Below are 23,970 nucleotides of genomic sequence, written 5' to 3' on the forward strand. Positions count from 1 at the left end.
GCAATACTTTCCACCAGACGGCATAATAGTTCAAATTTTTGACGAAATTCAGAAGTTATCCTCGAAATACCGTTTCAAATTCACCTACATTGTAGATAGATCAAAGCAATTGTGTCCCAGGTGTGTTGCATTAGTGACACATCCGGTTGGGGTATTTTACCTAAAATTGTCAAAATGTCACGGGAATTTAGTTAGTCTACGATTTATCGTAACCATAACGTCATTAATATGCCTAAAGAAAATTAAATTTTAGACACTCTATAATTGGATGTGTACCTGTAATCGATTGTTTTTAAATGCTTATTTAACATTGAACTAAAGTGGACAATATAATTGATTCTTTGGTATGCAACGTGCATTTAATTTGAGTGTCAATTAACACACTTCGATGACGATAAGAAGGCTGAGGCTAATAGCTTCATCGTCAACGAGATAAACAGGAGAAATAAAAAAAGCTCATCAAAGACTCTTCTTGAAATTTTGAAGAGTCATTCTCCCGGTGGCTGGTTAAGGGATTCCCGGAGGCCAGTGCACTGTTTTCCCACCTGGATAGTCTGTACAGCGCGAGCTGGATAGGCACCTACCGAATATGGGGCACGTCTAACGACGTGCCCTCTTTTCGTTTTAGGGGCTAATTTTATTGAAAGCGATTGTGCGGATTATCGGAATGGCATCAATGAGGCGAGGAACCCGGTAGTCGGATTTTGGGCCGGATTGGTGTGTGAGGTGAATTGTCGTCATACCCGCTTTTCCTGCTGCGAGCATATCGAGTTTGCCGTCGCCGATGAAGATACAATTTTTCGGAGGAACATCGATGGCCTCTGCGCCCAGAATGACATGGCGCGGGTCTGGCTTCCATATGCCAACATCTCGGGTAATGATGGTTTCGAATGAAAGTTCGATGCGTTTGAGCATAACGTCGACATGACGCATGGCGTTGTTGGTGACAATCCCGATTGGCAGGTTCATCTCGCGCAAGGAGGCGACCAGTTCATGGGCTCCCTCATTGGGTTCGGCTCGGTGCGCCACCTCGGTTTCGTGGCGCTCTAGTATGTCCGCGATCTCGCGGGCCCGCTCGGGCGGGGCGGTTTCGATGTACTCGAGGATCATCGTGCCGTCCTCAATCGCCATTTCATTTTTCATGGCTTCCCAATCGAAGGCTGGCTTAGTGAGCGTGCCGTCGAAATCGAGTAGAATGCCCCATTCTTCAGAAGACATGTAGTTTCCTTTTCTCGATAAAATAGAACCTATATCAAACAAGCTTTGCGCTTTTAGCAGTGAAACGGCTCTGTAGGCAAGCGCACCAAGAATGAACTCAAGAATTTATTAGGCGTAAATATTTAGTATACTGTAATAAGAAAGCCTAAAAAGAAAACACGAAAAATATTCTTTTCATTAACAAGGAGTAATCATGGACTATTCATTCGACCACGTTCATATCATTTGTAAAGACTTTGACAAGATGACGGCTTATTTCGAGCGTGTCTTCGGCGCCGAGGAGGTATACCGGGAAGATAATTTTCACGGGGCGCCGAACGCTGTTATGAAGCTGGGTAGTGCGCGTTTTTTCTTGCGGGGGGTTCGCCCCGAGGAGACGCTTGGCGTGGCCGCCCCGGATGCAATTATGGGGCTGGACCATTTTTCCCTAGCTGTTGACGATGTGCATGCCGCCGCCGCCGAGCTCAAAGAGAGGGGAGCGGAGTTCATTCGCGAGCCGGGAGCCAGCGGCATGGGAGGGCGCACGACGGCTTTTATCAGGGGCCCCGAGGATATCCGCATCGAGCTTAGCGAGCGCTCAGGCGACACTTATAAGGCCTGAGGCAGGTTAGAAAATCTTTCCGATTTCATCTGAATCATAGCGGGGAAGGGGGCGCTCCCCCTTGTTCCCGCGAAGGTGTATGCCGTCTGATTCGGGGTGCAGGGTGCCGATGCGCACCCCTAAGGCGCCCGATTCTTCAAGTGCCCGGCGCACATGCGCCTCTCCCTCGGGGGCCGCGGCCAAAAGCAGCGCGCCCGAGGTAATCACCCCGAGCGGATCAAGGCCAAGCGACAGGCACATAGCCTCCCCCTCGCTTGAAAGCGGGATGGCCGTCTCATCGATCACGGCTCCCAGCCCGGCTGCTTCTGCCAGCTCATGAAGTCCGGTGGCGAGCCCGCCCTCGGTGGGATCGTGCATGGCATGTACATGGCCGGTGGCAGCGGCAGCCAGCGCCTGCTGGACCACGCTGAGGCCGGGGGTGTCGAGATAGCCCTTTGCGCGGTCAATCAGATCCTGCCCAAGACTTTTTGCCAGCTCGTCTCCTTTTACCTCGGCCATGATGGCGGCTCCCTCGACAGGCACCGCCCGGGTGAGCAAAATGGCGTCGCCCTCCCGGGCTCCCTCTCCTCGAATGATGTTCTCCTTTGGCGCCTCGCCGAGCATCTGACCGCAGACGATAGGTCGCGAGAGGCCGATGGTGATCTCTGTGTGCCCACCGCAGAGAGTCGCTCCTATCTCACTGCAGGCGGCGCGAATGTCGCGCCAGATTGTGGCGACCATGCTTTCATCGGTTTGCCTCTCAGGGAGGAGGAGAGTGGCCAGGAACCAGGCTGGCCGAGCGCCCATACAGGCGATGTCGTTTGCATTAACGTGGACGGCGTACCAGCCGATGCGTTTTTCAGCAAAGGTAATGGGGTCGGATTTGACGATGACACATCGATCACCCATGTCGATGACGGCGGCATCCTCGCCGACACGGGGCCCGACCAGGAGGCGGGGATGGCCTTCCACATCGGAGAGAAGCTTGCCGAGAAGATCGGCCGGAAGCTTTCCCGGAGGGAAGGGCGCAGAATTAGTGGCCATTAGATGCCAAGTCCTTGGTGGAAGGATCCATAGCGGGCATGTTGTCTCGCATGAGCCCGGCTAGAGCGTTCCATTGATTGCGTAGTTGAGTAGGCGGACCACCTGTTCGGGCTGCTCGGCAACTGCCATTGCCGCTGCATCCACTTCCTTTAGAGCGTGCCCGTTGCCCGAGTCGTGAATCGTGATGATGGGCTTGCCCAGGGCGGCGGCGTATCCGGCATCGAAGGCGGCATTCCACTACTTGTATTTCTCCCCGAAGCGGACAACGACAATATCGGCCTTCTCGATGAGGGTTCGGGTGCGGATGGCGTTGACGCTGGCGCCCTTGTGGTCTTTCCAGAACGAGCTGCTCTCGCCCCCGAGAATATCCACCCCGCAATTATCGCTGGCATCGTGGTTGGTGACGGGTGCGAGGAACTCAACGGGCAACCCGGCTTTTTCGGTGCCGTTTTTGATGACCTCGCGCCAGTCGGTGTGAACCTCGCCCGAGAGATATACTTTCCATGTCTGCTCTGACATCTTGGGTGCGCTCCTTTAAAAATTATTGTTCCAGAGGCCCCCTCTGGGGCCGCTCTGAAAATGGATAGATTGTCCCCTATTCTACCCTAACGTGCGCCCCTGAGGCAGAGCCCTTGCGGCTTGGCAGGGGGCTGAAAAAACAGAGATTTGGGGCCGGGTGCTAATTGTCCGGGATGCCTTTGCGTGGTATAGAAGATAGCCCGGTTGGATGCCCTGGAATTCGTTGACTGAAGGGGCCGCAGCCGGAGTAAGAAATACACATCCAGTTCATCAGCTATTTGCCACGGTAGCTCAGTCGGTAGAGCAGCGGACTGAAAATCCGCGTGTCGGCGGTTCGATTCCGTCCCGTGGCACCATGGTTTGTTCCCCGCCTTCAGACCTGAGGGCGGGGATTTTTTTATCTGGCCCCGCTTTTTCGTAGCAGGGCGGCGGCTTCAGTGTGCCCCTGCTTTACGGCGATGCCGAGCGGCGTCCATTTGCTGAACGTCAGATTCGCGTCCGCGCCTTTTTTCAGCAGAATTTCCACGGCCTCGGTGTGTCCCTTGAGCGCCGCGTAGTAAATAGCCGTGGGTCTTTTTTCGGTGTGCGCGTTGATGTCTGCGCCTTTTCCGAGTAGCCCATTGATGGCAAAGACATCTCCGGCTCGTGCCGCTTTTTGAAGCGGGGTCCAGTCGTTTCTGTTTTTTAGCATGGTGTCGGCCCCGGCCTCTAGAAGCGCTTCGTACGCCTCGCGGTGTTGTTTGTTGACGGCGTGCAGAAGCGGGGACCAGCCTTTTCTCGTTTGCACATTGATGTTGGCTCCCTTTGAGAGCAATAAGCGGACGACATCGGCGTGGCCAAATTGTGCGGCCAGATGCAAGGCGGTGAATCCGGCCCGGCTCTTGGCGTCGACTTTTGTTCCCTCTAGGAGCAGACGCTTCACTTCCTCAAGCTTGCCATTTTTAGCCCCGTCCCTGAGGCGCCGGGTGGGAGAGAGGCCAGAGGCGCTGGCTGTCCGGAAGGGGCCATCGAATTTGTAGGAGGCAATCCACTCGAATCCGAGCGCGCCGGGCCGGGTGGTGACGATGGCAAGCGTGCGACCGACGATGATGCTCGCGTATTCTTTCTGGGAGATATCTATTTTGATCGTTTCGGTGCGCGGGGGCCAAGGTTTTAGTTGGATGTAGGGAGCATGAGAGTTCTTTGATGATGAAGAGGAGGCGGTCCTGCTAACAATCTGGAGCGTGTGGATTTTGGGCTCCCCGGTGTCCTGGTGGCTGTTCAGGTACATGCCCAGTTGATATCCAGAGACACCGAACATGATTATTGATACGAAGAGAATCTTGACCATGCTGAGGTGTGCCGTGGAGCCTGCCCGTAGAACCCTGAGGGCGATGAAAAAGTACACGATGATCGCCGGCAGGCTGTACCTGAGTGTGTAGAGGATGAAGGGGAAAAAATCGATAGGAGTTTCCCCGGTGCCTGCTTTCATATTCCAGATCGTGAGAAACACTGTGAAGATGATGGGAAGGCCGTAGAGAATGCCGTACCTAATTTTTGAGGGTGGGGCGTTTCTTGAGGAGGCGGATACCGAGCTTCTCAGGGTGTCTATCGAGATTTCGGGGATATCCTCGCACAGTGTGGTGAGCTGACCGGCGGCCTCCTCGATGGGCCCGGTATTGAAATTATCGCCGGGCTGAAAATCATCCCAACTGGCGGTCATTTCCTCGCCGTCGAGGTTGATCTCGGCGAAGCCGATGCGCATCAGCGCTCGGATGGCCTCGCGTCTAGCAGGCTCCCCAAGGAAGGTTGACATGAAAATACGGTCTTCAGACTCGATATAAAATGCATTGTCAAATGAGGTGTCCCCTGTTTGTATTTCCACGGCGATTCCGATGTTTTTCCCGAGTCGGTCTAAAGCGCCCTCTTCTCTAATCGTGAATTCGACGTTTATCGCGCATTTTAGCGAAAGATCGAAATGAGCCGGTATTATCTGGTTGTTCCGTTTCGCCCGGGGTGTGTAGGCGATGGTGTAGGGGGTGCCGCCTATAGCGATGGCGGCGCTCATTTTTTGGGTCCATTTCTCTTTGGTGATGTTCTCTGCCCCGCCTGGATTAAAGGCCTCGACAATGCCCTTGAAGACCCCTTGAGCCTGACGTTTTTGCCTTAGTTGCTTGAAGATAATGATAATAGCGGTAACAAAAATGACCAAAAAAATGAGAAAAAATAGGAGGAAATTCATATCATAGGTCATGGGAGGGCTTCCGTATTTTATATGGTTGTCGAAATCAGCCATTTTCTAAGAGTGGCCTCACACATGCACTTTACATAAAAAAACGAGCCCGGACAGGAGAAGGGTGGCGTGGAAGCCGCTGGGTGGTGGTAAACCTAATTAAAACAGGGGGGTTATGCCTTTCCGAATTGAAACAAGTCGAAAGATAGGTATAGAATCTCTTCGTTGTGCCCCGCCCGGGTAGTATCCATGAATCGAATTTCGTAGATTGCGAAACCGTGCCAGCATTCGGTTTCCGTATTGTTGATTTATCCGCCAACGATGCCGAAGAAGGGTCTATAAGAAGAATGAAAATTTGTGTGCTCGGATGTGGTTATGTTGGTTTGGTTACTTCTGCTGTGTTTTCCGACATGGGTAATGATGTCATTTGTGTGGACATTGATGAAAAACGTATCAAAGATCTTCAGTCGGGAGAATGTCCGATTTTCGAGCCTGGCTTGCCAGAGGTTTTGAGCCGAAACACCCAGGAAAAACGCCTTGAATTTTCCACCTCGACAGCCCACGGCGTAGAGCAAAGCGAAATTATTTTCATCTGTGTGGGCACGCCGCCCAAGGATGGAGGAGAAACAGATCTCTCCCAGGTGGAATCGGCCGCAAGAGCTATCGCCAAGTCTCTTAACGGGCACAAGATTATTGTAAATAAGAGCACGGTCCCGGTGGGTACTGGCGATTTCGTCCGAAAGGTGATTGAGGAATATCGCGGAGGGAACGGTTCGTTTGATGTGGTGAGCAACCCTGAGTTTCTTCGAGAAGGGCAGGCACTAAGCGACTCCCTCCATCCTGATCGAATAGTGATCGGCGCCTCATCCGAAGAATCGGCCGCTCGCCTTTTGGAGCTTTACCGTCCTTGGGACAGCACGGTTTTCGTGACAGATATTCTTAGCGCCGAAATCATCAAATATGCATCCAATGCCTTTTTAGCCACGAAAATCAGTTTTATTAATGCCGTGGCTAACCTTTGTGAAGTCTCGGGGGCCGATGTTGCGGAGGTGGCGAAAGGCGTTGGCGCCGACAAGCGGATTGGCTCAAGTTTTATAGATGCGGGTTTGGGCTATGGCGGATCGTGCTTCCCGAAAGACATCGACTCGTTGATACACATGGCGGAAAAATATGGAACCGGGTTCGGTCTTTTGCAGGAAGTTGTCGATATCAACGAAAACCGGATAGAGCGATTTGTAGACAGGATTATCGAGAGGGTTGGAGCAGGCGGCGATAATCCACTTTCGGGGAAAACTATCGCGATCCTCGGGCTGGCCTTCAAGCCCGAAACGGACGATATGCGCGAGGCGAAAAGTGTGCCGCTGTGTAATAAATTGCTCAAGGCGGGCGCTAAATTACAAGCCTACGATCCGATCTCCATGGAGAATGCCAAGAAAGTCATGGGTGAAAAAAACATCGAATACTGCCGCGGGGCTGTTGCCGCTGCCCAGGGTGCGGATGCTGTAGTGGTGGTGACAGAATGGCGGGAGTTTATTCAACTCGATCTGGGCCGTATCCGCGATGCTCTCAAAGATCCGATTCTCTTTGATGGCCGAAATATCTATGTGCCTGAGCAGGTTGCCCAGGAGGGAATCGAATATCATTGTATCGGCAGAGGGCCAACCCTTCCTAATCAGAGGGGCTAGTACCCGAAATTCGGACATTAATATTTTCATGCTCGGATAGATTTGCTGCTGTTTGTTTCAGCTTTTTCCTTGATGCCAAGTGTTATGGTGCCGTTTTCCATCGCTTTATTGACCGCCCTGATTAGTATTTTTTCCCGATACACTTCAGTACTTTGCTGGTTGCCCGCCCGGACAATTTTGAATCAAGAGGCATTTAATGAAGGAGTTGAAGCGGGCTGTCGTCACTGGCGGCGCTGGATTTATTGGAAGTCACCTTGTTGACCGTCTTCTAGCGGATGGTCATGAGGTGGTTGCTATCGACAGCCTAGTTGCGGGGCGCCGGGAGAACCTTAAGACAGCAGAAGGTCATCCGAATTTTACTTTTCATCAGGCCGATGTCGCCTCTCTTGAGAAGATTCAACCATATTTCGATGGTGTCGACTGGGTGTTTCACCTCGCGTCTCTGGCGGATATCGTACCCTCGATCCAACAACCAATGCTCTACCATCATTCTAATGTGAACGGGACGGTGGCTGTCCTTGAGGCTGCGCGTACGGCTGGGGCAAGCCGCCTCGTGTATGCGGCATCGTCATCGTGCTATGGGTTGCCGGATGTATTTCCCACCCCCGAGGAGGCAGCCATTAGGCCGATGTACCCCTATGCCCTGACAAAGTATCTGGGCGAGCAATACGTCATGCACTGGGCCCAGGTTTATAAACTTCCATGCGTGTCTCTTAGGCTTTTCAATGTGTTTGGTCCCCGTTCGCGTACAAGTGGTGCTTATGGCGCGGTGTTTGGTGTATTCTTAGCGCAGAAGATTAGTGGCAAGGCGTTTACTGTGGTGGGAGACGGGACACAGACGCGGGATTTTACATTTGTTGCAGATGTGGTGGATGCGTTCGCTACCGCTGCCGCCTCGGATGTCAGCGGTGAAATATTCAACGTCGGTTCGGGCGATACCTATAGCGTGAATCGTCTGGTGGAACAGCTTGGCGGTGAGGTTGAATACATCCCCAAAAGACCCGGAGAGCCTGATTGTACATTCGCCGATACAAAGAAAATCCAGGAGGCGCTGGACTGGCGCCCCCGGGTGTCCTTTGAGGAGGGTGTGACTGTCATGCTGAAGAATATCGAACTATGGCGTAAGGCACCGGTATGGAGCAAAGATTCGATTGCCGAGGCCACGGAGGATTGGTTTGAGTATCTGGGTTAAGCCAGGGAGGTTGAGAGAGGTTGACGGATAATAATCTCACCAGCAAGACCAAGGAAAAAATAAAGAGCCTCGAGGATTTGGCTGAAATTCTGGAGGAGCATCGTAGCCAGGGCAGCAAAATCGTCCAGTGCCATGGTGTTTTCGATTTGCTGCACATAGGGCATATCCGACATTTCGAGGAAGCCAGGAAAGCTGGTGATATTCTAGCCGTTACATTGACCCCCGATGAGCATGTGAATAAAGGCCCCCATCGGCCTGCTTTTCCTAACTTGCTTCGGGCAGAGGCTGTTGCTGCGCTGGATTGCGTGGATTATGTGGCCATCAATAAATGGCCTCTGGCTGTTGAGGCTATACGCCTTCTTCGTCCCGATTTTTATGCCAAGGGCTCGGACTACAAATACTCTGAGGAAGATCGGACGGGTGGAATAGAAAAAGAATCGATGGTTGTTGAGGCGGTGGGCGGGCAGGTGATTTTCACCGACGACATTACCTACAGCTCCTCAAGCCTGATCAACCAGCACATGAATATTTTTACGGACGAGGTTCGGGAGTATTTGCGTGTGTTTGGCGAGAAGTACACGACGGATGATATTGTGGCGTTTATCGAAAGTGTCCGGGATAAAAAGGTTTTGGTCGTAGGCGAGGCCATCATCGACGAATATCAATATTGCAATAGCATCGGTAAATCGTCGAAAGAACCTATGCTCGCACTCCAGCACCTGTACACAGAAAAATTCGCCGGTGGAATTTTGGCCGTGGCTAATCACGTGTCGAACTTCTGCGATCAGGTTAGCGTTCTTACTTTTCTTGGCGAGGAAAACTCTCAGATAGGATTTGTTAAGGATAATCTGAACGACAATATTGAAGAATTGTTTCTTTTCAGGGACCGCTCGCCCACCATCGTAAAACGTCGGTTTATCGATCAGTATTTCTTTACAAAGCTATTTGAAATTTATGAGATGGATGACCAGGGGCTGGGTGCCAAGGAAGATCAGCAATTTTGCACCCTGCTCAATAAGCGTTTGCATGAATTTGACGTTGTGCTCGTGGTGGATTTTGGACATGGCATGATGAGCAAAAATGCAGTCGATATTTTGTGCGAAAAGTCGCGATTCCTGGCGGTCAATGCCCAATCGAATGCGGGCAATCTGGGGTACCACACCATCTCCACCTATCCACGAGCCGATTACGCCTGCATGGCGGAAAACGAAATTAGGCTAGAGGCCCGAAATCGCCGGGGCGATTTGAATGAACTGATTCTCGATCTTTCGAAAATCATCACAGGCGGGCGCGTTTCTGTTACCCGGGGGAAATTCGGGAGCCGCTGCTATAGCGAGAGGGACGGATTCAGCGACTGCCCGGCCATGGCGGGACAGATTGTGGACAGAGTGGGTGCGGGGGATTCGTTTCTCTCGCTGACGGCCCCCTGTGTGGCGCAAGGGATACCCATGGAGGTTGTAAATTTTATTGGAAGCGCTGCCGGGGCACAGGCGGTCGCTACGATCGGAAACCGCTCGGCCATAAAGCGCGTTTCACTATACAAGCATATCGAGTCTCTTCTTAAGTAGATTTGTTGCTGGAGATTGTAATGGGGCCCCTGGATTTTACGAACATGAAGGCGGAAACCTATTTTGGGCAGCTCGGGAGTCTGCTTTTGGAAACGCAGGTGACGCAGAGCGGCGGCGCAGCTCTTTCTCTTGAGGAAGGGATGGCGCGGGCGGCGCAGATGGTGCTCTCGCTGGTTCCTGCCAAGGCAGGTGCATCCGAGGCGGAGGGCTCGCTTCCCAAGGCGATGATCATCGGAAATGGCGGGAGCGCGGCTATTGCCAGCCATATTCAGAATGACATGTGTAAAAGCGTAGGCGTGCCCACTATGGTGTTCAATGAGCCCGCGCTACTGACGGCTTTGGCGAACGACGATGGTTATGACACGGCGTTTCGCCAGATGGTGGAAATGTGGGCCGGGCCGGACGATTTGTTGATGGCAATTAGCAGCTCGGGGAAGTCTGCCAATATACTTGGTGCGGTGGAGGCGGCTTGCTCCCGGGGGTGCCGGGTGATCACTTTTTCGGGTTTTTCACCGGATAATTCTTTGCGGGGGATGGGCGACTTGAATTTTCATATTTCCTCGGATTCGTATGGTCTTGTGGAGGTTGCCCATATGGCGCTGGCCCACTATGTGACGGACAGTGCCATGCACAACATAGACAAGGGAAGGAACTGAAGTGTCTGATAACGACTTTAACAAAGTTCTCGTAACGGGTGGCGCTGGCTACGTAGGCTCGGTTCTGGTGCCCAAGCTTCTTGCCGCAGGGCACCGGGTCAGGGTGCTCGATCTTTTCATGTTCGGTGAAGATATTCTAAGCCCCGATGGGGATAATCCGAACCTTGAGCAGATCAAGGGCGACATTCGCAACCGCGAGACGCTTGAGAATGCGCTTGAGGGCTGCGATGCGGTGATACACCTTGCCTGCATTTCGAACGACCCGAGCTTTGAGCTTGACCCGGAACTGGGTAAATCCATCAACTACGATGCGTTTGTGTTGTTGACCGAGCTTGCCCGCGACATGGGGGTGCGCCGCTTCATTTACGCCTCCTCGTCCAGTGTCTACGGGATAAAGGATGTGGATAACGTTACCGAGGAACTCCCCCTTCTGCCCCTGACCGACTATTCGAAATACAAGGCCATGTGTGAGGACGTCCTACTCGAAAAGGACACGCCGGGCTTTAACTGGCTCATCCTTCGACCGGCGACGGTGTGCGGCTACTCGCCTCGACTTCGGCTGGACTTGACGGTGAACATCCTCACCAATCATGCCATCACCAACCGGCTGATCAAAGTGTTTGGCGGCGATCAGATGCGTCCCAACATTCATATTGAGGACATGACGGATCTGTATGTCAAAAGTCTTGAGTGGCCCGATGAGAAAATTCACGGAAAAATATTCAATGCCGGTTACGACAATAAAAAGGTCATTGAAATTGCCGAGACGATTCAGGATGTAATTGGCGAGGGCGTGGAAATCGTCAGGACCCCGACCGACGATAATCGCTCCTACCATATATCTTCACAAAAAATTAAAAACGAGTTGGGCTTTGCCCCCGAGAGAACGATCAAAGACGCCGCTGCCGACCTGGTGGGCGCGTTCGAAGCTGGAAAGATTCCCGATTCGATGTCCGATGATCGTTACTACAACATCAAAGTGATGCAAAATATAAATCTCAAGTAAGCGGAACTCCTGGCCGCCGAACGAGAAATACGCTTCAAGACAGAACACTCCGCCCGGAATGTTCAGGACTGTCGGGCCGGTGGTGAAATGAGTGCTGATTCTCGAAACGTTCCCTATGTAAATATTGCCGGCCAGCATGCCGCCATCAAGGTGGAGTTGATGCAGGCGGTCGAAGGCGTCATTGATCGGGGAGATTTTATCCTCGGAGAATCGGTGGCCGAGTTCGAGCGGCGCTTCGCCGAGCTTTGCGGCGTCCGCTATGCCGTGGGTGTCAACTCCGGGACGGATGCGCTCGTTATTGCCCTGCGTGCGCTCGATATCGGGCCAGGCGATGAGGTTATCACCGCGCCCAACTCTTTTGTCGCCAGCGCTAGTTGCATCGAGTTGACCGGGGCCAAGCCGGTTTTCGTCGATGTCCGGGATGACTACAACATCGACCCGGCGCTTTTAGAGGCGGCGGTTACGCCCAAGACCAGAGCGATTCTTCCGGTGCACCTGACTGGTCGCCCAGCGGACATGGAGCCGATTAATGAGGTGGCTCGCCGCCACGGCCTCCATGTGGTCGAGGACGCTGCCCAGGCCGTGTCTGCGGGTTACAGGGGCCGCAACGCCGGCGCGCTCGGAACGATAGGCTGCTTTAGCCTCCATCCCCTCAAAACGCTTAATGCCTGCGGGGACGGCGGAATGCTCACCACCGACGATGAGACGCTTTTCGAGCGCTTCAAGCTGATGCGCAACCTTGGGCTCGAGAGCCGGGACAATACGGTTATCTGGAGTGGTAATTCGCGCCTCGACAGTATCCAGGCGGCGATGCTCCTCGTGAAGATGAAATATCTTGACGCTTGGACCGAAAAACGCCGCTCAAACGCTACGCACTACCAAAAAGCGCTGGCCGGGGTAACGGATGTATCCGTTCCAACCGATAAGGAGCATGAGCGGGCGGTCTACCATGCGTTTGTGATTCAGGCAGAGCGCCGCGATGAGCTAAAGGCGCACCTCGAAAGCCGGGGGGTGGGCTCGGCCGTTCATTATCCCAGGCCGATTCATCTACAGTCGGTGGGCGCATCGTTGGGCTATGGGCCGGGGAGTTTTCCCGAAACCGAGCGGCAAGCGGATAAAATATTGAGCCTGCCTATTTATCCAGAGTTGACGGAAGACGATCTCGGCCATGTGGCCGCAACCATAGAGGACTTTTACCAAAAATGACGCCTGAGCCTGAGACAGTCACCCGCGTTCCGTTTTCTTATCTTGACCGGCAGTTTGCCAATGTCGATGATTATCTTGAGGACATCAAGAAGCTTGTCATCAGCGGAGATTTCACCCTCGGAGCTGCACTTGCCGAGTTCGAGAACCGCTTCGCCGAGTTATGCGGCGCACCTCATGCCGTTGGTGTAGGCACTGGAACGGACGCGCTGGCTATGTCTCTAAAGGTTCTCGGCGTGGGACCGGGCGATGAGGTAATTACCACGCCGACGACGTTTGTTGCAACGGTGGGCGCCATTGCGATGACCGGTGCACGACCCGCGTTTGTGGATAGCGAGGATGGATTCGTAATCGATCCGGAAAAAATCGAGGCGGCGATCACACCAAAAACGAAAGCCATTGTACCCGTCCACTACACGGGCAATGTCGCGGACATGCCTGCCATAATGGAAATCGCCGACAAACACGGCCTTATTGTTGTGGAGGACGCCTGCCAGGCCATCATGGGAGCAATCAACGGCAAGCCTGTTGGATCGTGGGGGGCAGCGGCAGGCTTTAGCCTTCATCCGCTCAAGAACCTTAATGTGTGGGCTGATGGAGGGGTGATAGTCACCCATTCTGCAGAGCTTGCCGACAAACTCCGACTTTACCGAAATCATGGGCTAGTGGGTCGCGATGAGGTGGCTATTTATGGGATCAACTGCCGACTGGACACGATTCAGGCCGTGGTGGGAAATCGTCTGATCGGCCAGACAGAATTTATCACCACCCAAAGAATCGCTAACGCTAAAAAATATGACGAGGCGTTTGCGGACATGGGCGAGTTTATCGACATCCCGCAGCGCCGCCCTGGTGTGCAGCATGTTTATCATCTGTATCTTTTGCGGGTGGCGCGTCGAGATGAACTATTAAAGTTTTTGAATGAAAATGGTGTTGAAGCTAAAATTCACTATCCCATTCCGATGCACCTCCAGGAGGCGACGAGGGATCTGGGTTATAAAATGGGTGATTTCCCCAAGAGCGAGGAGGATAGCCGAAATATTATTACCCTTCCGGCTCATCAACATCTTACACTTGGGGAAATTGAATATTCGATTAAGAAAGTCAGGGAATTTTACTCGAATAAATAGGCGGTCTTGAAGATGGCTCAAAATAAATTTGTTGTCATCGGAAGCAACTGTTTCACGGGAAGCCATATCGTGGACGCGCTTGTCGAGAACCCGGACAATCAGGTTATCGGCATCAGCCGCTCGCCTGAGTACAAGGATTTCTTCCTGCCCTATAAACGACACCCAGGGAATAATTTTACGTTCCATCAATTTGAGGTGGTGGGGGATTTTGCGGCAATTGCCGAACTCCTGGATCAATTCAAACCCGAATATGTAATCAACGTGGCGGCCCTTAGCGAGGTCGGGATCAGCAACGAGCAACCGGTGGAATATTTTGCGGTGAACGCAACTGCGGTTGTGAGGCTTTGCAACCATCTCCGGCGGACATCCTATCTTCGGCAATATATTCATATTTCCTCCGCCGAGGTTTTTGGCGCGAATACGGGCCAGCTTGATGAGGTAGCTCTTTTTAACCCCACCACACCCTATGCCGTGTCCAAGTCGGCGGCCGATATGTTTTTGTACAGCCTGATACGAAATTTTGATTTTCCCGTCACGTTGATCAGATCTACGAACGTTTTCGGAAAGCATCAGCAGCTTTATAAGATCATTCCTCGAATGATTATATACAATAAGCTGGGCAAGAAGGTTGAGCTTCACGGGGGAGGCAAGTCCAGTAAATTTTTTATCCATATCCGGGATGTGGTCAACGGATTGATGCTTGCAATCGAGAAGGAGAAGACGGGAACTTTTCATTTCTCGGTTCCTGACAATGAGGTGATCGCGGGTATCGTCCGGCGTGTGTGCGAGAGGCTGGGCAGCGATTTCGAGCAATCCACCACGGTGGTGGGAGAGCGACTGGGCCAGGATCCTAGCTACTGGCTCAACTGCTCGCGGGCGATGGAGGAACTTGGCTGGAAGCCCCGGATATCCTTCGAGGAAGGTGTGGACGAAGTCATCGAATGGGTGGAAGCCAATTGGGCCCAGATTGAAAAAGAGCCTCTGGAATACATCCATAAAGTTTAGGTTTCCTCGATGTTGGAATGGAAGCGTGACCAGGCGGCTCGCTTGGGAGTTGGATGGGGATATGCCCTGAGCTAAGCCATTAGCCCGAGGACTTTGGGAAACATTCAGGGGTTATCGTGTGCGAATTTCGAATGCGGGGTGATTGAAGTGGTCGAGATTAATCTCATGGACCGATATCCAAAGAGCAAACGTGCTATCGATGAGCGCGCGAGGCTTATCACTGAGGCGCACCGCGAGGTCGCACGCCAGTTTGGAAAAGATTTTTTCGATGGTGGTCGTTTGAACGGATACGGGGGCTATAATTACCACCCTCGTTTTTGGCAAGAGACGGTTAAACGTTTTCGGGATCATTACAGTTTGGCCGATGATGCCAGTGTTTTGGATGTCGGGTGCGGCAAAGGATTTATGCTGCATGACTTCAAGGCGCTTATGCCGGAACTTACCGTTGCCGGAATAGACATATCCGAATACGCCATTGGAAAAACTATTGAGCCGGTTGCTAAATTTTGCTGGGTGGGCAATGCGCGTGAGCTGCCCTTTGAGGACGACTCGTTCGACCTGGTGATTTCCATCAATACCATCCACAATTTGCCTCGTGAGGAATGTAAACAGGCGCTGGGTGAGATCGAACGCGTGAGCCGTGCGCATGCCTTCATCATCAACGATGCTTGGCGAAACGAGGAGGAGCATGAGCGCATGCTGTCCTGGAACCTGACGGCGCTGACGTATATGCACGTGGATGATTGGGTGAATTTTTTTGCTGAGGCGGGCTACACCAAAGACTATTACTGGTTCATCGCCGAGTAAATTTTGTCGGGGCTCAAAGCCCCGTTAATATGTAAAGGAAGAGGCGCCAATGCCACAAAGCACAGAGGCTGCGATATTAACCGAGACGGGAAAACCACTTTCAATACTCCCGCTCGAAATCCCAGATCTTGCGCCAGGTCAGGTCTTAGTGGATGTTGCGTTCAGCGGCCTTTGCCATACCCAGCTTTTGGAAATTAGGGGAAAACGGGGACCTGATCGATTTCTTCCCCATACTTTGGGCCACGAGGGCTCAGGCGTTGTCGCCGCCATTGGCGCCGGTGTGGCAAAGATTGCGCCCGGCGATCGTGTGGTTCTTTCTTGGCTTAAAGGCGAGGGTGCTGATGTGCCCGCCACGGTTTATCAATCCGGGGAGATGAAAATTAACTCCGGTGCGATCAGCACTTTCATGCGCCGGACGGTGACATGTGAAAATCGAGTGACATCGATTCCCGATGCCTTGCCGCTTCGGGAGGCCGCGCTTTTGGGCTGTGCCATTCCGACAGGGGCGGGGGTTGTTCGCAACACGGCTGGTGTGGGGGCGGGGGAGAGTGTCGCCATTTTCGGCATCGGCGGCATTGGCCAGAGCGCGGTGCTGGCCGCTGGTTTTGTGGAGGCGGGAGTGGTTATCGCGATTGATGTTGTAGACAGTAAGCTTGAACAGGCGCAGCGCCTCGGCGCCACGCATCTGATCAATGCCCACGAAAAAGACCCGCTGAAAACGATTATGGACATCACCGATGGTCGCGGGGTGGATTATTCCTTCGAGGCGGCCGGCATCGCCCAGACAATGGAGGTGGCTTTTGGGTGTGTTCGTGTGGGCGGCGGGCTGTGCGTTCTTGTGGGAAACCTGCCGTTCGGGGAGCGAATTTCTATCGACCCTTTTGATCTGATCAAGGGAAAGAAAATCGTCGGTAGTTGGGGAGGGGAGAGCCGCCCGGATAAGGACATCCCCTTTTATGCGGAACTCTACCTCGCCGGAAAGCTCAAACTCGAAGAGTTAATTACGCACTCCTACCCGCTTGATGATATCAACTTAGGGTTTGATGAACTTGAGAAGGGAGCCGTACAAAGGGCTCTAATAGATATGGCACTCAGCTAAAATCAGCTCGCATTGGGGTGCTCGCAGGACCATCATTCCCTGCAATGTAGTAAATGTCGATACTAGAAGTAGACCTCGGGGACGACGATGATATCCCCCGGTTTAAGAAATTGATCGTGGCTCCGGTCGCCTTCCATGATTTTCTCGACATCAACTTCGATAACGCGTTCCTCCCCATCTTCAACACGTACGACCCGGGTCCGGTTAGCCGCCGCGAGTTTGGTTAGGCCGCCAGCTTTTGAAATCGCCTCAACCACCGACCGGGTCTGATCTGTTAGATCGTAGGGACCCGGGCTTTTCACTTCGCCGAAGACGAAAATTTGATCCGCCTCCGGTATGAAAACGGTATCTTTATCACGAAGTGGCATGTTGAGTGAAAGGTCGCCTTCCTTGAGGAGGCGGTTCAGGTCGATGGTGATATGTTGAACTTTTTTGTCTTTCCCCTCCGACTGGCGGAGCACGATAATGTTTTTCCCTGCGCCTTCGATATTCACCCCGCCAGCTTTCGCGATGGTTTCCAGAAGGGTGATCGTCCCTTTGAGGGGGATGCCGCCCGGGGTCTTCACCGCGCCAAGGACGTTAATGAACTTACTTGAGAATTCCGTCACCTGGACGGTGATCTGGGGGTTGACCAAAAAGTCTTTTCTCAGTCGCCGTGTAATCTCATTTTCCACTTCGTTGGTTGTAAGGCCGATTACCTTGACCCGGCCTATCAGGGGAAAAGTGATAAAGCCATCGTTGCTCACGCGAATGGCCTTTTTCGACAGCTCCTCTTCCTCGAAAATGATAACCGAGAGGACATCTTTTCCGCCGATAGTGTAATCGATAGATTTTTTTAAGCCGGATACCTGGGGAATGAGGAACTGGGATTCTTTGTTTTGCTTAGTATTTTCGGCTCTTTTGGATTTGCTTCCGGTTTCTGTGGTTTTGGCCAAATTGCCCGAATATTCGATTTCAATCCGGAAATTATTCCGGGCTTGTTTCGAGGTGAATTTAAACGGCCTATCCATTTGGATGATTATGTTAAGTCCCCCGTGTTTTCTCCGGAGGTTTGAAACTTTGATTGACTTGATGCCGCCACGAGGTAATTTGAGTTTCTTGTTTATGTTGCCGATGTCTTGGCCAAGGGCAAACGGGATTCTGATTTCCAGACTCGGGGGGACATCCACTGCCTCGACTCTTGGCTCAAAAGAGCGATCTCCTTTCAAGGTGATGGCAGTGCTGTTGTTGCCCGGTTCAATTTCCAACGCTTGTATTCGAGCTAACCGTACAGACCTGTCCCCCTGGCTGCCGCACCCAGCTAAAAAAGCGGAAACGAATAGAGTGCAAATCAAGTATGAAAAAAGATTAATTCGCTTGAACAGGGAACGCTGCATTAACCGGGACCTCAATCATTATCAAAGATTAGAAAGACAATACGAGAAATTTCGCGAATCCTAACACTCATTTTCGATTTTCGGTAGAAGGCAAACTTATCATTGTTCTTGTATTGAAGTTTGAAATTTTGGTCTGATAATGGAGAAATTATTTGTGGGCGAAGTTTAAACCAACGAACATGGTCAATTAGCAACAAGGAATTAAATTTATTTAAACCTAAGCTTGAAAGTTCAGTTTGTGGTGGATGTGCTGAGGTCAAAAATGCTCCCCTGGTGGAGATATATATTAGTATATCCGGGTTTTGAGTTCAGAAAAAAGATCAATTGGTGGGGCAAAGGTAGATATTGTATGCCCTAAAGTCAAGCTGTTTTATTGGTATGTCTAGTGTAATATCAACGGGTTGGGATGTTTTGTTTCATTTTTGTGTTTGGTGTGTGAGTGGATCTACTTTGTTTACTGTAAGTAAGAGAATTGACTAATTCGAAGCGATGTTTATAATTAATTCTCGTTTAAGGAACTAATGTCACTTTAGCTATATAGTTAAGTGTTAATGGAGAGTCATATGACCAGATCGAAAACGTCAGCGTTTATAAAGGGTGTATTTATTTTGTTGTGTGTTGTTTCGTTGCTCGTGGCCAAGCCTGCGGAGGCGGCCAACAATGCGGGAGATCTGGCTCTTCGACTAGCGCAACAGCTAAATCTTACGGCAGCGAATCCGGAGGAAGCCCTGGCGTTACTTAAGGCCCAGGGTATTATTCCGGCAAACGTGACTGCGGCATCGCCGATTACGGCTGCTGTCGCTCAGACGGTTTCTCAAGGACTTATCACATCCGGCCAGAGTGCAACTGCAGCGGCTCAGGTTCTTACGGCATCTGCTGCCGCAGCCGGCGTTCCGGTTAATGTGGCGGTTCAGGGTGCTGTTCAGGCAGCTGCGGCCTCAGGTGGGGATGTTGCTGCGGCTGCTCAGGCGGCGGCATCCGGTGCTGTTCAGGGTGCACAGGCGTCCGGTGCGAATGAAGCGGCGATTGCCGCGATTGTTCAGGCAGCCTCCTCAGGCGCTGTTCAGGGCGCGCAGGCGTCTGGTTCGAGCGTGGCTGCGGTTGCACAAGCGGCCTCCTCTGGCGCTGTTGCGGGCGCACAGGCGGCTGGTGTTGATGCTGCTGTAATTGCAACGGTTCAGTCTTCTGGTGCTGCTGCGGTGGCACAAGCAGTGATTGCAGTTGTCCAGGCGACGGTTGCAGCACCTGTTGCTGCAGCGCTGGATGCGTTAGCTGTTGATGCAACGATTATTGCAGCAGTTGTAAGTGGTGTGACAGGAGAAGAATTGGCAACCGTTATTACAAATGCGACTGCTAGTCCGTCTAGTTAATAGGCCTTTTACCCCGTTAGATGGGGTGGGATTATACATAAATTAAGATTTTGCAAAGTGAAGATTTGAAGTTAATTTTGAATTAACGATTCCTGCGAAATACGGAGGGGGACTACCTAGATGAGAAGTCTTAAATTATTTGCCGCTATTTTTGTGTCAACGGTATTGGCCATGCCAGTAGGAAATACGTTGGCCCAAGAAGCTGGTGAGGCACCTCGATTCAGAATTGGTGCGATGGATATCCATCCGGGAGTAGAAGTATCAGTAAAAACGGATGACAACGTTTTCAAGACTAAAACAAATAAAAAGAACGATTCAGTTATGACGTATGCCCCCTCGATTGATGTAGAGCTTCCGTTTGCAGGTGAAAGTTCATTCAAGGCAGGGTTTGAATATACAATAGAGGACTTCAATAAGTTCGGTGGTGAAGACAACGAAGAGAAAAAAGGAACGATGGGCCTTGATCTGGAACGTATTAACTGAAATATCTATTCCAGAACCTCTGCGAGCTGGACTGATGGTTCTGATGCCTCATCGAGCGAGACAGAAAGTACGACCGGTCCACGTACCGCGTCGACAAGTGGTGTAATTGATACGGAACTAGGATTTGGTGGCTACGATGGTAGCAAACTCAAGGTTGAGGGTAGTACAGGCATAACCCGTAAACGTTATGACGGAGCGGATCAAGATAGGTTGGAGCACAACTTGACCCGATTTGGTGCACTAACGGAATTCTTCTTTTCTCCGAAAACAAATATTCGGGTTGAGTATGAATTTGAGAGTGTTAAATACATCAACCGTACAAGTAGTGACCAGCGCGATGATGCTAAAGACCACACGGTTCGCGCTGGTCTATCCTTCACACCCTCTGCCTTGATTACCGGACATGCCACAGTTGGTGCGGAGTTACGCCAATACAATGAAAACATTAGTTCAACGGACAACGGTGATCGTGATTCGACTAACCTGAGTGTGGATGTTGATTTAACATGGTCGGCAAGGCCTTCGAAAACAAAAATTAACATTACAGGTGCATCTTCAATTGAGAATGCATCGAGCCCTGGTCAGTTCGGTTTTCGTAAATCGTCTATAGGTGGCACATTGACGCAAGGTCTGCCGTTTATTTCACAGAACCTTGACTTAATTCTTGATGCCTCGTTGGAGCGAAACATTTTCATACGGGCAAGCCGTAAAGATAGCCTCTTAAATTTCGGTACGGAATTGAAGTATCAGTCTCCGTCCAAACGTTTTCCATGGTATGCGTCAATTGAATTCGGTTATGAGCGGAAAACAACTAACGAGAATAAATCAAGTATTGAATACGATAACAACACCTTTGAATTTTTGGTGGGAGTGAATTACTAAAACTCGCTAGAAAAAAATAAAAAAACGGGCTGGTTTTCGAACCTGCCCGTTTTTTTTGTGCAAAAATAAAAAAGAGGTTTTAAGGTGGTGGGTATAATTTGTTAAATTAAAAAAAGTTCTAGCATGCATAAAAGAATAGAAAAGCAGGAAATTGATGGGGAAAATAAAGATTTTTTGTATTATAAAATATAGAAAATAGAGGGAAAGAGTTCCCCATTTTGGGGCCTTTGTGGCAGGATAAAGATAAGAAAACCCGATAACAACAAAAGATTTAGAGTGATTTCATGCAATTACTTGAGAAGAAGGAAAGTGTTGGGTTTGTAAAATGGAAAGATAGATATAAAAATCTACATGATTATTATACTAAGAGGACAAGGATATGGTCGATTTTAAACTTTCCGAGGAACAGATTGCTCTACGGCAACTTGCACGTGACTTCGTTAACAACGAGGCAAAGCCCGTGGTTGCTGAGTTAGATAGACAGCCAAATCCCGAGGATTGTGTGAGCGACGTTCTTATGAAGCGATGCTCGGAGTTGGGTTTTCGCACATTGGCATTGCCTGAAAAGTACGGCGGCGGCGGTATAGAGGACACTGTAACAGTGGGTATCGTTTGTGAGGAGTTGGGTGTAGCTGATTTATCACTGGCTAGTATACCCGTTAATGGTCGGAAGTTGCTTCACATGCTTAACCCAGATGTAGCGAGCGATGAGGTACGAGAAAAGTGGATGAGAGAATATTGTGATGACCCTGGTTTTATGGTGTCCATCGCCATGACTGAGCCCGATGCAGGTGGTGATAATATTCTTCCATATGACGCACCTGGCGCTGGGGTTCGTACCACAGCTGTTGCAGATGGAGATGATTATATTATTAACGGGCGCAAGCAGTTTATTGCGCACGCCGGCATTGCTCGGCTTTATACTGTTTTTGCCCGAACCGATCCGAACAAGGGTATGTCTGACGGTTGTTCCTGCTTCTTAATTCCTAAGGGCCACCCCGGAATGAGTTTTGGTCGGGTGCACGATAAGATGGGTTTCCGGCTACTCCGAAATCAGGAAATTCTCTTCGATAATTGCCGGGTACCAAAGGAGTGGATGCTTGGCCCACTGAACATGGGTCTGGCTTCGATGCGGGCAGGTTTGAGAAGCGATGGTATTTTAAACGCAGCGCGGTGTCTCGGAGTGGCGCGGCGAGCTTTTGAGGAAAGTGTTGAATGGTGTAAGAGCCGGATTCAGGGTGGAAAGCCCATTATCGAGCACCAGGCCATCGCGTGTGAGCTTGCCGATATGCACGTGAAGTTGCAGGCCATGCGAGCGCTCGTATGGAACGTATCCTGGTCGATAGACAACGAGCCGCCCGATCCCAAGGCGGTGCCCGGTGTAATGACCTACTGCACCGAGGGCGCCTTTGAAATTGCTCACAAAGCTGCTGAGCTTGCTGGTGGTCTGGGGGTGATGAAAGATGCGCCATTCGAGAAGCTATTGAGGGACGCGTTTTGCATCAAACATCTAGACGGCGGCAATTGGCTTAAACGGTTCAAGGTTGCAGCAGCGTTATAAAATTCCTTGCTGCCAAGAAAGCTGATGGTAAAAATCTAATTGAAGGTGACAAATAAGTTAAGCATGACTGTCTTCAAGTAAATTATAAAAAGAGTACACGAAACGGGGAGTCGCGCATGAAATGTCAGAATAATTTTTGGCCATGGTTTTCAGAAGATGAATACAAGCGCCGTTATGCGCGAATTCGCGAGGGGATGGCCGAAAAAAATCTAGAGGCGCTAATTGTCTACGGCATTGGCGGTTATTTAGGGAACGAGCCTGCCCAGCCCAATATTGTCTACATCTCTAGTTTTGCCGCCATGGTCCAGACCTACATCGTCTTTCCCCTGGAAGGCGAGCCCACTCTTTTTGTCACCTGGGGCAACCACCTGGCCAACGCCAAGCGTATGACCCCGCTTAAGGATGTCCGCGCCGGAGGTATGGCCCAGACCCCCCTTCGTGTGGCTGATCGTCTGGGCGAGCTCGGCGTTGACGGGAAAAAAGTAGGCATCGTCGGTGCCATGCATTGGGCCAACATTAATCTGCCCTACGACCACCATATGGCCATCACCGAGGAGCACCCCAAAACAGAGTTTGAATATGTTACCGAGTGGTACGAGGATTTGCGTCTCATCAAGAGTGAAGAAGAGATGGAATACGTTCGTCGCGGGGTGGCGATGACAGACGCCTGTTATGAGGTCCTGGTCCGAGCCACAAGGCCCGGCGCCAGGCCCTGCGATCTCCATAACCTCGTAATGCAGACAGCCCAGGGCATGGACGGAAAAATCCCTTTCGGCCATGTTGGGCGCACCCCAATGTCGAACCCCGATATGTCCTATGCCCATGAGTTTGCGCTGACGACTCCCATCGAAATGGGTGATGTCATCATGACTGAGATCGCAGTGGGGTGGGGTGGCTACTTCGGCAAGCTATGGGGCACCTACTTCATGGGCGACCCAACGCCAGAGTACGAAACAATGTTCAAGCTTGGCCAGCAGAGCTACCGGGAGCTTCATGCGGCCATAAAACCGGGTCTCACCGGTGGCGACATTGCCCATGTTTGCACCGATACCATCCAGGCTGGGGGCTACAAGGCTAAATCAAGCATCTTCGGCTGGTCAAACTACAACTCAAAGCCCGATATCCGCACGGCGGCAGGCGTAGTGTCCGGCGCAGATTTCGTATTCGAGAAAAACCAATGCATGAATATCATCGGATGGCCTACGACCGAGGATGAAAAAGGCGGTATCTGGATTGGCGATACGTCGGTCGTCACCGATACCGGTATCGAGAACCTTCAACAGTATCCACTGGATGAAATTTTTGTCGTAAGCTGATTCCAGCGAGCGTTTTTTTATTCGTAGTTTTCCCTTTGATGTGCGACGGGAGGGCCCA

20 protein-coding genes, 1 tRNA gene and 1 pseudogene are annotated in these 23,970 nt (G+C 51.4%); 17 read left to right on the forward strand and 5 right to left on the reverse strand.

All coding sequences use genetic code 11. The features are described from left to right. Positions 1-624: 624 nt before the first annotated feature. Positions 625-1,218, reverse strand: a complete 594-nt coding sequence (locus HOJ95_11170; protein ID MBT6395260.1) for an HAD family hydrolase — start codon at positions 1,216-1,218, stop codon at positions 625-627. A gap of 193 nt (positions 1,219-1,411) precedes the next feature. On the opposite strand from HOJ95_11170, the gene HOJ95_11175 reads away from it, so the two are divergent. Next, positions 1,412-1,819 (forward strand): VOC family protein, encoded by a 408-nt coding sequence (locus HOJ95_11175; protein ID MBT6395261.1) that lies wholly within the window; start codon positions 1,412-1,414, stop codon positions 1,817-1,819. Positions 1,820-1,825: 6 nt separating this feature from the next. On the opposite strand, the gene HOJ95_11180 is transcribed toward HOJ95_11175, so the two are convergent. Together HOJ95_11180 and HOJ95_11185 are read right to left on the reverse strand one after the other, a co-directional pair. Beyond that, positions 1,826-2,842 (reverse strand): hydrogenase expression protein, encoded by a 1,017-nt coding sequence (locus tag HOJ95_11180; protein MBT6395262.1) that lies wholly within the window; start codon positions 2,840-2,842, stop codon positions 1,826-1,828. A 60-nt stretch (positions 2,843-2,902) separates the two neighbouring features. Beyond that, positions 2,903-3,361 (reverse strand): annotated as a pseudogene (locus HOJ95_11185) (YtoQ family protein). A gap of 280 nt (positions 3,362-3,641) precedes the next feature. Here HOJ95_11185 and HOJ95_11190 point away from each other — a divergent pair. Then, a tRNA-Phe gene (locus HOJ95_11190) sits at positions 3,642-3,717 on the forward strand. 41 nt (positions 3,718-3,758) lie between these two features. Here the strand turns inward: HOJ95_11190 and HOJ95_11195 are convergent. Further along, positions 3,759-5,594 (reverse strand): hypothetical protein, encoded by a 1,836-nt coding sequence (locus tag HOJ95_11195; GenBank protein MBT6395263.1) that lies wholly within the window; start codon positions 5,592-5,594, stop codon positions 3,759-3,761. 326 nt (positions 5,595-5,920) lie between these two features. Between HOJ95_11195 and HOJ95_11200 the strand changes: the two genes are divergently transcribed. The 10 genes from HOJ95_11200 to HOJ95_11245 all read left to right on the forward strand — a co-directional run bounded on the left by HOJ95_11200 (position 5,921) and on the right by HOJ95_11245 (position 16,924). Then, positions 5,921-7,258, forward strand: a complete 1,338-nt coding sequence (locus HOJ95_11200; GenBank protein ID MBT6395264.1) for a UDP-glucose/GDP-mannose dehydrogenase family protein — start codon at positions 5,921-5,923, stop codon at positions 7,256-7,258. A 196-nt stretch (positions 7,259-7,454) separates the two neighbouring features. Continuing rightward, on the forward strand, positions 7,455-8,450 hold the full coding sequence (locus HOJ95_11205) for an SDR family oxidoreductase (GenBank protein ID MBT6395265.1): 996 nt from the start codon (positions 7,455-7,457) through the stop codon (positions 8,448-8,450). A 20-nt stretch (positions 8,451-8,470) separates the two neighbouring features. Further along, positions 8,471-10,018: an adenylyltransferase/cytidyltransferase family protein gene (locus HOJ95_11210; protein MBT6395266.1), complete on the forward strand. Its 1,548-nt coding sequence runs from the start codon at positions 8,471-8,473 to the stop codon at positions 10,016-10,018. 20 nt (positions 10,019-10,038) lie between these two features. Continuing rightward, positions 10,039-10,674, forward strand: coding sequence for an SIS domain-containing protein (locus HOJ95_11215; GenBank protein MBT6395267.1), 636 nt, complete (start codon positions 10,039-10,041; stop codon positions 10,672-10,674). 1 nt (position 10,675) lies between these two features. After that, entirely contained in the window at positions 10,676-11,680 is a 1,005-nt protein-coding gene (locus tag HOJ95_11220) for an NAD-dependent epimerase/dehydratase family protein (GenBank protein MBT6395268.1), read from the forward strand. 87 nt (positions 11,681-11,767) lie between these two features. After that, positions 11,768-12,886 (forward strand): DegT/DnrJ/EryC1/StrS family aminotransferase, encoded by a 1,119-nt coding sequence (locus HOJ95_11225; protein ID MBT6395269.1) that lies wholly within the window; start codon positions 11,768-11,770, stop codon positions 12,884-12,886. Continuing rightward, on the forward strand, positions 12,883-14,013 hold the full coding sequence (locus HOJ95_11230; GenBank protein ID MBT6395270.1) for a DegT/DnrJ/EryC1/StrS family aminotransferase: 1,131 nt from the start codon (positions 12,883-12,885) through the stop codon (positions 14,011-14,013). Before HOJ95_11225 ends, HOJ95_11230 begins: the two co-directional genes overlap by 4 nt. 12 nt (positions 14,014-14,025) lie before the next feature. Next, entirely contained in the window at positions 14,026-15,018 is a 993-nt protein-coding gene (locus HOJ95_11235; GenBank protein MBT6395271.1) for an NAD-dependent epimerase/dehydratase family protein, read from the forward strand. Between the two features lie 165 nt (positions 15,019-15,183). Next, positions 15,184-15,825: a class I SAM-dependent methyltransferase gene (locus HOJ95_11240; protein ID MBT6395272.1), complete on the forward strand. Its 642-nt coding sequence runs from the start codon at positions 15,184-15,186 to the stop codon at positions 15,823-15,825. A gap of 49 nt (positions 15,826-15,874) precedes the next feature. Then, positions 15,875-16,924 (forward strand): zinc-binding dehydrogenase, encoded by a 1,050-nt coding sequence (locus HOJ95_11245; GenBank protein MBT6395273.1) that lies wholly within the window; start codon positions 15,875-15,877, stop codon positions 16,922-16,924. Positions 16,925-16,986: 62 nt separating this feature from the next. Here the strand turns inward: HOJ95_11245 and HOJ95_11250 are convergent, their stop codons facing one another. Next, a complete protein-coding gene (locus HOJ95_11250) occupies positions 16,987-18,171 on the reverse strand; it encodes a hypothetical protein (protein ID MBT6395274.1) in 1,185 nt (394 codons plus the stop codon). Positions 18,172-18,863: 692 nt separating this feature from the next. Here HOJ95_11250 and HOJ95_11255 point away from each other — a divergent pair. From HOJ95_11255 to HOJ95_11275, 5 genes are all read left to right on the forward strand, one after another. After that, positions 18,864-19,670 carry a hypothetical protein gene (locus HOJ95_11255; protein MBT6395275.1) on the forward strand — a complete coding sequence of 269 codons (807 nt, stop codon included), beginning with the start codon at positions 18,864-18,866 and terminating at the stop codon, positions 19,668-19,670. A 120-nt stretch (positions 19,671-19,790) separates the two neighbouring features. Continuing rightward, positions 19,791-20,153 carry a hypothetical protein gene (locus HOJ95_11260; protein ID MBT6395276.1) on the forward strand — a complete coding sequence of 121 codons (363 nt, stop codon included), beginning with the start codon at positions 19,791-19,793 and terminating at the stop codon, positions 20,151-20,153. A gap of 3 nt (positions 20,154-20,156) precedes the next feature. Further along, positions 20,157-21,035, forward strand: coding sequence for an outer membrane beta-barrel protein (locus HOJ95_11265; GenBank protein ID MBT6395277.1), 879 nt, complete (start codon positions 20,157-20,159; stop codon positions 21,033-21,035). Between the two features lie 379 nt (positions 21,036-21,414). Continuing rightward, entirely contained in the window at positions 21,415-22,596 is a 1,182-nt protein-coding gene (locus tag HOJ95_11270; protein ID MBT6395278.1) for an acyl-CoA/acyl-ACP dehydrogenase, read from the forward strand. 116 nt (positions 22,597-22,712) lie between these two features. Beyond that, positions 22,713-23,912, forward strand: coding sequence for an aminopeptidase P family protein (locus HOJ95_11275; protein MBT6395279.1), 1,200 nt, complete (start codon positions 22,713-22,715; stop codon positions 23,910-23,912). Positions 23,913-23,970 lie beyond the last annotated feature (58 nt).

The organism is Nitrospinaceae bacterium, from assembly GCA_018669005.1.
GTDB lineage: Bacteria > UBA8248 > UBA8248 > UBA8248 > UBA8248 > UBA8248.